Annotated in this window: 3 protein-coding genes; 2 read left to right on the forward strand and 1 reads right to left on the reverse strand. The window is 51.0% G+C overall.

Annotated elements, in window-relative coordinates:
* Positions 1-1,120 precede the first annotated feature (1,120 nt).
* Both CKW17_RS20145 and CKW17_RS20150 read left to right on the forward strand, forming a co-directional pair.
* Complete coding sequence (locus tag CKW17_RS20145; RefSeq protein ID WP_095121203.1) at positions 1,121-4,441, forward strand: STY4851/ECs_5259 family protein; 3,321 nt, start codon at positions 1,121-1,123, stop codon at positions 4,439-4,441.
* Positions 4,442-4,450: 9 nt separating this feature from the next.
* On the forward strand, positions 4,451-10,717 hold the full coding sequence (locus tag CKW17_RS20150; RefSeq protein ID WP_095121205.1) for a DEAD/DEAH box helicase: 6,267 nt from the start codon (positions 4,451-4,453) through the stop codon (positions 10,715-10,717).
* A gap of 188 nt (positions 10,718-10,905) precedes the next feature.
* Here CKW17_RS20150 and CKW17_RS20155 read toward each other — a convergent pair whose 3' ends face one another.
* Positions 10,906-12,864: a DUF262 domain-containing protein gene (locus tag CKW17_RS20155; RefSeq protein ID WP_095121207.1), complete on the reverse strand. Its 1,959-nt coding sequence runs from the start codon at positions 12,862-12,864 to the stop codon at positions 10,906-10,908.
* Positions 12,865-13,026 lie beyond the last annotated feature (162 nt).

The raw sequence follows: 13,026 nt of genomic DNA on the forward strand, positions 1-13,026 counted from the left end.
TTCGACCAAAGAAGGATCGAGCAAAGCATCCAATCCCTCGATGGCGTTGGGGGTAGAGGCGATGTTGTGGGTCAGTTCCAGTGCCCGAGCGAGACGCATAAAAAAATCCGATGCCAGTACAGGCATCAGATTTTGATTTCTTGCGGCCAAAGGTCAAGCGAGAAGGCTTAACTGATCGGCATTAGCCAAATGGCAGCCCTTTTTTATTCTTCAGAGATTTATGTTCATTTCGTAGGAAGTGACCGATTACTCAGGGTCGTATTCCGGACGGTGTCAAAGCCCGCTATTGAGAGGGCCCCGCCTGTCATTACCGGCCTCAGCATGTATCACAGCCGCCATGATGAAGTGCGCAAAGGTTTCTCCGGCTCGTTTTGATAGGGGATTCCATATGAAGTCTTCACGAAGCTGAGGGATAAGTTGCCAGTCGAAATCCCCCTCCCTCGCCAGACGATCAATCTGACGGCTACCAGATTTTGTGTCTAATGCTCTCGCAAGTAACCGATAGCATTCGCCGAGTCGTGGGTACGGTGGTTGTGGCGAGTGGTTGCTGGCCATTGGCAGAGATTCCATCAGGTGAATGTTTAACTGTTCGCATCCTTGCGAAAGATAGTCCATACAGTCGTTATGCCTTGGATCCCTGACCACGATTGCGACCGGATTGTCCACCATGGTCCTTACTGGGCCAGTTCCCTCCTAGAAATTGGTTAATACCCGTTGGACGCGCGCCGCCTTTCGCGTCGCCACTGGACGGGTTGTTCGCAGTCCCCTTTGCCATGTGGCGGATGATTCCGAGGTGGGGCTTTTGCATGATTCGTCTCCTAGATAAGTAGCAACATGGCTACAGACACGAATGTAGGAAATTTCTACACAGCTGGCTGCGGGCAAGTGGTCAATTTTTCTCCCACCGGCTGTTTGAACCTCGAAATATCCCACGAGGCGTTTTGCGAGAATGAGCATCGAATTCACTTTCAACTTCATCAAGATACAAATGTCGACGGCGTTTCGCGAAGATGGCACAGTGACACACGCCTAAAAAACTGAGGTGGTGCAGCTGTAGACGTCGTCGAGGGTCTGTGCCGCGTTTCATGCTTTTGAATCTTCAGCATAAGGATTTGCGTCAATGACCGCGTTCACTCCTGCTGTAAATCCCATAAAAGCCTGGCTCAGCGAGTTTTTGCTCACCCGCGAGCTATTCAAAGGACCTAACGGCAAGCCTCTGTACAGCTACCAATTATCCGAACACGAGTACGCATCCTTACGCGATTTACTTCAAAAGTACCTTCGCCTAGCGTCCAGCCCAGTTCAGGTCATACACCTGGGAGCGTGTTTTTGTTTATTCGTCAGTGAGCAGTACCGTAGAAATTACAACAGCTCATGGTCCTGGTCAGGCGCTGAGAGCGAGTTAGCCGTCTCACTTTCACACAGCCAACATGCAACCTTGACCAGTAAAGGACTGGAATACTGGAAACGCCCTATTCGGTACCGTGAAAACGGTAGGGACTGGCTAGGGTCCCTTTTCGCGGAAGGTGGGTTACCTTGGCCCCTAGTTCAAAAGGAATCACATGGCTTCGGCAAGGCCGTCAATCGAGGCATTAATCTCTTCAGCGCAGGGAGCAGCCACCGAACAACGGCGGACCTAATAGCGGCGCACGAAGATGAATTGCCAATTTCCTTTCGAAATCTAGAAACCAGGCAGCTGCTTGCCGGCATTGTTGAACAGTTGATGCATCTGGCGGGGCAATATCCGCTTAAGGATCAGAAAGACCCTGCTGCCTACCTGGATAAAGTCGCTCCTGAGTGGACAGAAGCCTTTCCAATCCCTCTCGATGAAACTAACGCTAGAGGCCTGATCAATGATTGGCTACATGATGCTGGCAAGCAGCGGCTTGATAGACAAGAGGCCCTAATTCAAGCCAGAGCATTCACCTGTGAGCATTTTCTATTAGGCACACTGCCGGACTGGAGGATTAGGACAGAGCTGGCCTTGCCAAAGGAACACTCATTTGACATTGATGCCCAGCAGTTGGGTAGCACTCGGCTCGATCAAGCCTATTACGAAGGTGAGCACATATTAGCTCGTGGGCCTGCGGTGTATGCCCAGCTGAACGAGTCGCGTCTGACGATCCGCTTCTCCAATCCCTCAATATCAATAGAACGTCGCCGGGTAGGCGAACCTGTCACGCTGCGCTTACTCGACAATGGACGAGTTGTTCAATGTTACCAATTCGACGGCAGCGAGTTGGATTACGAAGAAACGCCGTTAGTTTTTGAACAGCGGGCTGATTGCTGGCAATTGGTCGGAACATCTTCTTGCAGTGTCGCTGGTGAGTCCGCACGTATTCGCATTCCGACCAAATTTAGTTTTTCGTCAGACGGCCTCGCACCATCGCTGCTGACTACCGACAAAGAGAACGGCCAGTGGCTGGATCTACGAGCCGATGTGTCGCTCCAAAACGGCCCTGACCTCTATCGAATCGAATTAAATCAGAATCAAAACGAAAACCGAAAACCCGCTCTGGCCGGTGTTCAGGGGCTCTATGACAGTAACCCAGGTGTTGTATATTTGGGCTGGCCACGACTGGAGTTGCCCGAAGGCTATGAGTTTGGTTTGGGCGATATTCTAGAGTTTGCCAATGGGCAACCCCTGGACACTCTTCGCCGTACCGGGCCCTTCGGTGTCGTTCGTTACACCTTGAAAAACCGCACGGGAAAAACGCTTTTAACACGACGCTTTGCCGTCCTACCCAAAGAATTCAGTACCTCGTTGCTTCCCGCAACCACTGAAAAACCTGCTCGATTGCAGGTCAAAGGTGCGCTCCCGCTTGACTTAAAAATCGACAGCTCGCTGCTAATGGCCAAGCGATTGGAGTCTGATCACTCCGCAACCACTTTCAGCCTTATTCATCGAACCGATACACCTCCTGCTGGTTTTACGCTGGAGATCGACCAGAAAAACAGCAATCAGCCACTACGACTTCGCCTCCCGTACCCGTATCAAGGAGCCCGGCTTATTGGACCAGACGACCGGCCCTCACGAGCGCACGAACTTACGTTACCTGAGCTGATAGGCCATCGCATCGCATTGACCTCAGGGCAAACTCAAGGGCAAAGTTTCTACATGCAACTGGAACTGGTGTGCGAGGCGCTGCCACATCCAAAACGGCACTATGAGATCAAAGTAGGCTCATCGCCCACGCTGCTAAATTTATTTAGCTACCAAAATGACATGCTGCAAATGCTAGGAGCAGTCGACGAACAAGATGCGTTTATCAGACTCACCCTAGAAACCGAAAAGCGTGCGCTCAGCCTGAATATCAGACGGTACAACGGCCGCTTACAATGGGAAAGTCGAGACACATTCACGATCTGCGAAATAAGTAACGCGACAATTTTGAATGACACCGAAGTTGAAGCAATGTTGCTTTCTGATCCTAAACAAGCGCCAGTCAAAATTGAGGAACTCAAGAGCCAGGATGTTGGCACCGGGCGATTTATTTTACCCAACACAATGCAACGTGATGGTCCATGGCTAATCTATCCAGCCAAAGATAGTAAAACTCAATTTCGCCCTGCACTGTTCGTGTCAGCTTCGTCGATTACTGAAATTCAAACTGAAGTTTTTTCCCTGCACAGAGCGACACAGATTTTCCATCCAAAAACCAACCCAAACGCCATCAGCCAACAAATCACCGTCATGGCAAAAGAGTTCGGACACAGTGGTTGGCAATATTTAGCGGATTTGAAGCAACATTACGCGCACCTGCCGTTGTCCTCATTTGAAAGCTGGAAGGCACTGTCAAAGCAACCAGACGCGCTGGCATTCGCCGTGCTCCGACTAGAAATGGACGAAGCGTTCTGCGCTCGAATTCGCGATGAATTGGCGGTGATCTGGGAAGCAATTCCTCTACCCATTTGGTTCGAAGCGCATGCACGATTTTTACAAGGGCTGATCGCATGTGGCTTGCCGGAGATTCTTATCAAAAACCTTGAAACGAATCGCGCGGCCGTGTTGCGACTTGTGGTTTCCGGCTTTGATTATTTGGGCGACTACCTAAGTACTGGCAATAAAAGCAGTCTGACCAAAATCCCTCCCCAATTGGTGGTGCCAGGCTGGAATCAAGCCTTACGCCAACAACACGCTACCGACAGACAGTGGCCTACCGATCTTACTGCGGAGTTGACTAGCTGGCTCCTTCAGAATCCGATACCTGCATTCTTGAGAGAGATTACCCCTGTTGGTTTCACTAAAGCGGTTTCTTACTTACCAATTTTTTTGGCGTATGTGACGGCAGGCAAAGCCACCCTAAATGATCTTCCTGTGCCGATGGCGTACCTAAAATTCGCCATTCGATTGGTTTCTGATTTTGACCGTCAGGGATGGTTCGCACCTACTCACGCACTGATGGTTTCGTATTTGCTAGCCTCCGAAGACGAGGCATAAGGAGTTCCGATGCGTTTTTTCACGGATTTAATTGAGCAAAGCCTTAACCGCACGCGGGAAGCAACCCTAGGTGTCCTAGGAGTTAACGAACCAGGGCTTCGCCGTCATCTGAACGAAAAAATGGTTGATGAATTGGGGGCCGATGGCTGCTTTTTGGCTCCGCCGGTTTTCGAACATACGTTTGGTTGGAAAGAGTCGGAAAAACGCCTTCTCGACTTAGAGGGGTCATTGCTCTCCAAAAGCCTGCTCAATACATTACAAAACGCCCATGCGTATGACTTTCCAAGAGAAGCCCATCCCTATACGCACCAGCTTCAGGCTTGGCGAACGTTGCTTAACGAGAAACCTCGATCTGCCATCATTACCAGTGGCACCGGCTCGGGAAAAACAGAATGTTTCATGGTGCCTATCCTTGAAGATCTAATCCGGGAGCGTGAGCGAAATCAGTCATCCTTGATTGGGGTGAGAGCGCTATTTCTCTATCCTCTCAACGCCCTAATCAACTCTCAACAGGAGCGATTAGATGCATGGACCCGTGCGTACGGTAAAGATATTCGGTTTTGTTTATACAACGGTAAAACCGAAGAACGCGAAGGGGTCATTCGTAAGATTCAAGAACAGAAACCCAACCAGGTTTTGTCACGTGAGCTTTTGCGCAAAGAACCCGCGCCAATATTAATGACCAACGCGACAATGCTTGAATACATGCTGGTTCGTCAGGTAGACAATCCTATCCTGGAGATTTCAAATCAGCAGCAGTCTCTACGCTGGATTGTCCTCGACGAGGCACACACTTACGTTGGTTCTCAAGCCGCAGAAATGTCCCTCCTGCTGCGCCGCGTCGTTCAAGCCTTCGGTAAAAATCCTGAAGAGATTCGTTTTGTCGCGACATCGGCCACCATCGCCGGGGGGGAGGCCGAAGAAAAGTTGAAACGGTACCTTGCAGACCTCGCAGGAGTGCGGCTAGAACAAGTCGACGTCATTGGAGGATCTCGTGTTTGGCCGGATATCTTGTTCGACTCGAAAGTCGAAAAGGCCTCGCTGGAGGTCGTGCAGTCTATCGAGAATGAACAAGAAATATCACCGTCCCGTTTTGATGCTTTAGGACGCAATTCAATAGCACGCTCGTTAAGGCATGCGATTGTTAACTCGACGAAACCGTTAGATTTAAATGAATTACTGACGATACTGAAATCCGAATTAATGCCTGGCTCGCGGCTGCAGCAGCAACGGGAAGTGTTAGGTTGGCTCGATGTATCAACTGGCACCCAACGCCATAAGGACGAACCGCCGTTTCTTAAGCTACGGACCCATCTTTTTCAACGAATGCTTCATGGACTATGGTCCTGCATAGACCCCAATTGCACTGCCAAATCTGCCAGTCTGAATGAATGGCCATTTGGCAACGTCTACGTTCATCAACGTGCACGCTGCGAATGCAACGGGCCAGTGTACGAATTAGGGTTTTGCGATGACTGTAAAACTCCGCATTTGATTGCAGAGGATCGCAATGGGGTTCTTCACCAATTGAGCCCGTACGCAGGAGATGAGTTTTCTCTGAGCTACGAAAGCGGCGAAGAAGAGACGTCGCCTGAACGTGAGGTAACCGGCCCCACTACTAGTCGTACTTATGCACAACGTTTGGTAATTGCCGGGTTGCAGGTCGCACAAGATCCCTTTTTCAGCGTCAGCCTCGATCTAGACACCCACGGCTTATGTGCTACTAACTCAGCGCGCCCTATCAACATTACTATCGCTGAAGAGAAAGCGGCTTGCTGTAGTCACTGCGACCACGAACTTCCAAACAAAAAAAGCTTTCTGAGAAAAGCGTACCTGGGCGCTCCATTCTATGTTGCGAATGCCGTCCCGACGGTGCTGGAGTTTTGCCCAGATGCCGACAAAAAAGACAGCAATGAGCGCTCCCCAGAAGAATTACCCGGCCGGGGTCGCAAGCTAATTACGTTCACCGATAGCCGTCAAGGTACCGCACGTATGGCTGTACGCATGCAACAAGAAGCCGAGCGTTCGCGGTTGCGTGGCTTAGTATTTGAAACGCTTCGGAACGTTCAGGCCAAAGCTGATGCGGGACCTAAAGACGTTCCTACTGGCAACTATGATCTGCTGATGCACCAGGCAGAAGGCTTAGAACAGTCGGGAATGGGTGTAATGGCGGCAGAGCTACGCAGACTAGCGGCCGCGCTACGATCCGGCAGCGCCCCACAAAGACGAATCGTCAACGTCGATTGGGCGAGCATGGTGTATGAGCTAGCAGCCTCCAAAGATGTTGAACAGTCAATCCTGCGCTACAACCGCTACGCCAACCCTGTCCTTTTTGACGGGAGCCAAGGTGGCGCAACTATGGCTCGCTTACTTTTAGCTCGGGAATTTTCCCGACGCCCCAAAAATCAAAACAGTACGGAGACTCTCGGCATCGTAAAAGTAACCTACCGAGGTCTCAAAGAAATTAGCTCTACACCGCCGATGTGGACGGAAACAAACGCGGTACCGGCGACAGGAGCATTTTCGGCGCCTGAAACTCGCTTAACTCTAGAGGATTGGCACGACTACCTTAAAGTTGCACTTGATTTTTACGTACGCGAGAACACTTTTATAAACATGGATCGCGACATGCAATCCTGGATGGGCAGCAGGTTCACCCCCAAATCGCTGTTCTCTCCAAAAACCGAGATGGAAGAAAGCACAACCGTAAAAAAATGGCCTCAAGTAAAATCTGGAAATCCGCATCGGTTAGTAAAGCTACTGGAACAAGCCACCGGATTGAATCGGACGGTCGCTACAGATGCGGACAAAATCAATGCTTGGCTAGAAGCCGCATGGTCTGCTCTGACACAGGCTCTCATCCTGGAGCCCGCAGACCCAGGGCATCGCCTCAAGCTAGAAACACTGACCTTTTCGCTATTAGAAGAGGGGTGGCTCTGCCCGATAACGCACCGAATTTTTGATTCGACTTTTCGTGGGCTAACCCCCTATTTACCCATAAAGTTGCGTCCGCAAGACTATCGTTGCCAGAAAATCCAACTCGCCTCGCTAGCTAACCTCCAGATAGATGGTAGCGCCGTGGCCAAGCAATTGCAGATTCGTGCGCAGGTCTTACAAGACCCGGTCATCCAACACCTTCGGTCTGAGAATCTCTGGACCGATATCAGCGACCGTACCGTGGAAGGCGGATTTTACTATCGAACCGCAGAACATTCGGCTCAGCAGTCGGCCCAGAGACTCGATGACTATGTTGATCTGTTTAAGAAGGGTGATATCAACGTACTCAACTGCTCCACGACTATGGAGATGGGCGTAGATATTGGGGGCATCTCTGCTGTAGTGATGAACAATCTGCCGCCCCACCCTGCCAACTATTTGCAACGGGCGGGACGCGCCGGACGCCGTAGTGAGGCACGCGCGATAGCCTACACCTTATGTAAAGCGGACCCTCATAACCAGCGTGCGTTTGCACAGCCTAAGTGGCCATTCATTACCGCCATTCCCGCTCCTACCATTACTTTAAGCTCTTCTCGCATTGTTCAGAGGCACGTCAATTCGCTGCTCTTGTCTATTTTCCTAAAATCAAAAACCAGTAGTGACGGTGACCGAACCAGGCTGACCCTTCAATGGTTTTTTGGCGGGGACGACTCACCCTGCCAGCAATTCAAAAGCTGGCTGATTAGTAGTCAGACAGAATTCGCAGACCCAATCAAACGCCTTGTCAGCGGAACGTGCTTAGATGGCTGCCTGCTCAGCACAATCTCAGCCGAGACTCAGGAAAGCGTACGTATTCTGGAGGACCGGTGGCTTGAAGAATCTCAAAAGCTCAACGCTAAGCTGCAAGCGGCGACAGATTTGCCGTACAAGAAAGCGCTAGAGCTGGAGAAAAAACGTCACGACGGTGAGTACTTGCTTCGCGATCTCGCGTCCCGTGCGTTCCTTCCAGGATATGGATTCCCTACCGATGTCGTGACACTCAATACCTACAACATTGAGGACTTCAAGCACCAGCGAACTCATCCTGACAGTCGTGAAGACAGCATTTTCAACAACAAAGAGCTACCGTCTCGCGGTTTAAACATTGCGATCCGAGAGTATGCACCTGGGTCACAAGTGGTAATCGATGGGCGAGTCTATCGTTCGGCAGGAATCAGTTTGCAATGGCATGCATCAGGCCAAGTAAACGAAGCCCAAAAATTTGATATCGCCTGGCGATGCTCAAATTGCGGCGCGACAGGCGTAATCGAAAACGCCTACACCAACAGCTCCGAGCTAACGTGCTCACACTGCATGCACGCAATTCAACCAAACGAGCGCCGAACCGTCCTTCGCCCTGGCGGCTTTGTAACCGACTTCTATGAGTCCACAACAAACGACATCACTTCTCAGAAGTTCATCCGAGTCGAACGACCGCGCATCCAACTGACTGGCGAGACGATCTCGCTGCCCGACAAGCGGTGTGGTTTCGTACGATTTGGTCACGACGGCAGTGTGTTCCATCATTCATCCGGTGAACACGAAAAAGGTTACGCCGTGTGCCTAACCTGCGGACGTGCGGATTCAATGCTCGCCTCCGGTGACATTCCGAAAAATCTGCTCCCAGATCAGCTACACCGGCCAGTGGGCGGGATCACAGGCAGTCGTAAAGAGTTCGACTGCCCCGGCACGGCAGTTAAGCCTAACCTGTTCTTGGGCTATCAAATTCGCACTGACGTCATGGAGCTTTACTTAAGAAGTCCCCAGACAGGCCTGTGGCTCGGAGATAGTCTGGCAGAGCAAACCATAGCCACGACTCTTGCCGTTGCGCTACGCGATGTAATCGCCGAACTCTTAGGTATTGCCAGCACAGAAATGGGCTTTGGTTTCCGTCTTGATCGCGATATCGAAAGTGGACAAGGGCGAACGGTCATTCAGCTGTTCGATGAAGTCAGCGGAGGAGCCGGGTTTGTCCTGGCTGGCTTAGCGAATACAACCGAGCTATTACGTAAAACGTTAGGGAAGCTGCATTGCCCGGTTAACTGCGAAAACGTCTGCTCGCACTGTCTTGCAGGTCAAGACAGTCGAGTGGAGCGAGAGGAGCTAGATCGTGGACGCGCCATGGAGTGGCTGACTGTGTCGGGCCTAATCGAACATTTAGACTTGCCCAGCGAGTTTGAAACTGTGGTGGGGGCTAGTTATTGCTCGACCGGCCCGATCCGCTATTTGTCCTCAGCGATCAATTCGGCGGATCGCAGTGAAAACGACACCTCTATTTGCTTGGTGATGAGGGGAGATGCAGAGGACTGGGACCTAGATCACCCTTACTTCCGTGAAAAAATCCTCACTTGGGCAATCGCTGACAAACTCAAGGTAAAACTGGCAATTCCCTCAGGAGCGTTGTTAAGCAAAGAACAGAAGAACACCGTCTTTGACCTGGCTAGTCTTGGGGTTGTGATTGAGGATATGGACAACTCCCCACCACTGATCAAGCCTTACCTGGTGGCTCAAATTCGTTCCAAGTCGGGCATCAAGAGTCTTTTCAGCAGCGATGCCTCCGCTGCGACTCCAGGAGCCGGATGGCTGAGTAGCAACGATGGAATAGTATGGGCTGGAAGCGACTGTGTTTCTGCTTGCGGTGGTCAGTCTATCGACGTCCAGGCCTGGCGCCAGTTTGAGCACGGTGCACGGGTCATCGAAATCACTCACGAACTGGACGGGCCTATCAGCAGCTTGCATAGACGTCTCGCTACTCTCATTGAGAAACACGCCCCCGAACTGACTGAGTTGATTGCCACGGACCAAGCAGCAGTGGTCAGCTATTCCGACCGGTATTTGAAATCTCCATGGTCGTTAATGTTGTTAAGCGGTTTTCTTGAACTTTTCAAAAATGAAAAACTTGAGTCACTTCAAATTCAAACACTAGCATCCAGTGGCGATCAGTCCAGCAATCAAATTAGTCATGACTGGAGGTTTCAACTTGATCAAGAAGCACTTCTTAAGCTTTGGTTGGGTAGCCAGTTCTCCATCTCACCTGAAATTGAAATCAAAGAACGAAGCCGGGAGCTTCAACACGCGAGAGTGATAACAGTAGATTGGGTATCAGGTAAGCGCAGCAAAGTTTTCCTTGATCAAGGAATGGGATACTGGCGAGGTAGAATGCCGTATCGCGACCAGATGGGGTTTGACTTCCGTGCTAACCACGAGAGCCAAGCGCTACAAATGCTGGAGAAATATAAAATGGCGCAAATGTGTCCTAGCGGTGATTGGCCCACTTACATGAGCCTGCTCGTGAGCTAAGCCAAGTACCCAATGAGCCAGAGAGCCAGAGAGCCAGAGAGCCAGAGAGCGGTGTCCACTTAAGATTAAGTGGACACCACTTTTCTGTCTTTAAAGGCACTCGAAAATAAGGTGTACGTCGAATTTCTTTAGGCCTAGGCCTCTACTTCAGCTGTCACGCCCCCCTTCGGCTCATTCGAACGCAACCCTCAGCTTTCTTCGCTCGCGGCGGCCGCTTCCCGCTGAATTTGCGCGTACCCAATGAAAGGCTTCAGCGACCAACGTGCTTGGGCGAACTTGATGAACCGTTGCTCTTGATGGTCATTTAGCTCGCCATGAAGGTCGTGATAAAAGTTGATCGTCCGCCTTCTGCCATCGAAACTTTCGATCAGCGAATGCGTGTCGAATGCCATTTTTCGAACTTGATGAAGTTCTGTAGGCGGCTCTTCCCCCAGTCCCTCGCAGTAGCGTGGAAGCTTGTCTTCCAGGTCATCGTTGTTTCCCTGAATGTTCAGACGCAGTTCCAGTAAGACAAAATTGCCTAGCCGGCGCCGTTGATAGTTATCCTGTTTACGGTTGTTTTCCCCCTCACCATTTCTATTTTCAGTAGCCCAGAGGTGCTCCACCGAGTAATAGTCTGAGGTTTTACCTTCCGAAACCCCGAGAAGAATTTTATCAATTTGAATCGTTTTTCTCGGTTGGAGCTTCGCCTCGTAGTTCATGAGGAAGTACCGCAAGCCACGCCATTTGTAAAAATCGTCGGGGCTGTCAGGGTCCAGAGAGAAGGACTTAATAAACCGGTGATCCGCCGCTAGCCAATTGATAAAATTAACGAGCCGGTATTCCAACGCCTCCTCATCGGTTTCCAAATGGATACGCCCGACCTTAAGCTCTTCAGGCTGAAGCGCGGCCAAAAGCCCAGAGTGGTAATAATGTGCCGCGTACCAATAGAGATCACCTTGTCCAGTGTCATTACGTGACGTCATGTTCCGCGCCATGTAGACCCGAAAATTGAGGATCTCCAACAACCGAAGCAGTTTATGCAGGCGCTCGCCCGAGCCCTGCAATTTGATCACCATCGCCAGGAACAGCGGCATAACCGACGCATGACGGGCCTGCGCGCGGATTTGATCAAGAAGCACCACCATCACAGGCTCTAAACCTGCGTGATCACGCCCATACAGACGTTGATACCAGAGCGCGGCGGTTTTCATAAACTGCACAAAGGCGGCAATTTTTTTGATCACCGGCTCGCGGGGTAAATCCTCAGCCAGACAGCTGTCGAGGTTTACTCGCTTTTTCATCTCTTCATAACCGTATTGGCTATCGGTTTTGTTCAATTTGAAATGGACGACTAGGCAGTAACGAAGGAATGCACTTTCGTCGCCGGCTGAGGTTTTGCCAGCGATGTTCAAGGCCCTTAGGATTTCTGACCAATCCTGATCGATTGTGTCCCTGAGCGAAGCCGCAGAAAGCTTCACACAGCAGTAAATCAAATAGTTTTTAACCTTCTCCAACTCACTAAGCGGTTTCCCCCTGTTGTTGATGACCTCGAACATGATCCCCGTTTCAGCATCTTCTTCAGGCGCGAACACCAGAAATCCGAGCCGGGACTCAAGGATTTCCCTGATCCGCTGTGGCTCAATTCCCAAAGCGATTTTGTCCTCAAGCCACTTCTTAATCGAACCTCTGGCGCCGAGTAATCGTTGGTGCGCCTCAAGTTTAATCGGACTGTTATCGAGGTTACCTTCAGCCATCACCACACGTTCGAAAAACAACCGTGTATCCGAGTTCAAGCGCAAGACAGCGCGATCATTGCCAAGCTCACCACGGCGTAAATACAGCGCGGAAAACGCAGCCCGTTCTTCGATAGGCAGCGACTCACACAGCAGGTACAGAAAAATGGCAAGCGTGGTCAGCCGCTGCTGACCATCCACGACGTGGAAGGCGTTGTCTGTCGCATTTCTCGGACGACTGAGGACGAGTGTGCCGGTGTAATGACGTAACGCAGCACCATCCTGCATCAGATGATCGACGTCCTTGAGCAGTTCATCGACCTGCTTTTTGTCCCACGCGTAGCCACGCTGATAATCCGGAATGGTGAAAAGCCGATCCGAAAAGATGCTCGGCAGCGTCAGCAGTTGAGCGCCAAATCCTTGTGTGGTCATTGCGGTGTATCGCTCCTTGAATGGGGGGCGTGCAGAGAACGTGAGAGATCACGTGCCCACTCAACGCCATCAGTAACCTTAAGCCTGCTGGATCCACCAACGACTGAATAATAGTTGTTGGCAGCAAAATCGGCCCAGTTGAGCAACCCCTGCGTAGCGGGT

It is taken from the genome of Pseudomonas sp. Irchel s3f10 (assembly GCF_900187515.1).
Classification (GTDB): domain Bacteria; phylum Pseudomonadota; class Gammaproteobacteria; order Pseudomonadales; family Pseudomonadaceae; genus Aquipseudomonas; species Aquipseudomonas tensinigenes.

What these genes read in the sequence shown, in the direction of transcription:
- CKW17_RS20155 (WP_095121207.1), bottom strand. Translation starts at nt 12,864, where the DNA reads ATGACCACACAAGGATTTGGCGCTCAACTGCTGACGCTGCCGAGCATC.
- CKW17_RS20145 (WP_095121203.1), top strand. Translation starts at nt 1,121, where the DNA reads ATGACCGCGTTCACTCCTGCTGTAAATCCCATAAAAGCCTGGCTCAGC.
- CKW17_RS20150 (WP_095121205.1), top strand. Translation starts at nt 4,451, where the DNA reads ATGCGTTTTTTCACGGATTTAATTGAGCAAAGCCTTAACCGCACGCGG.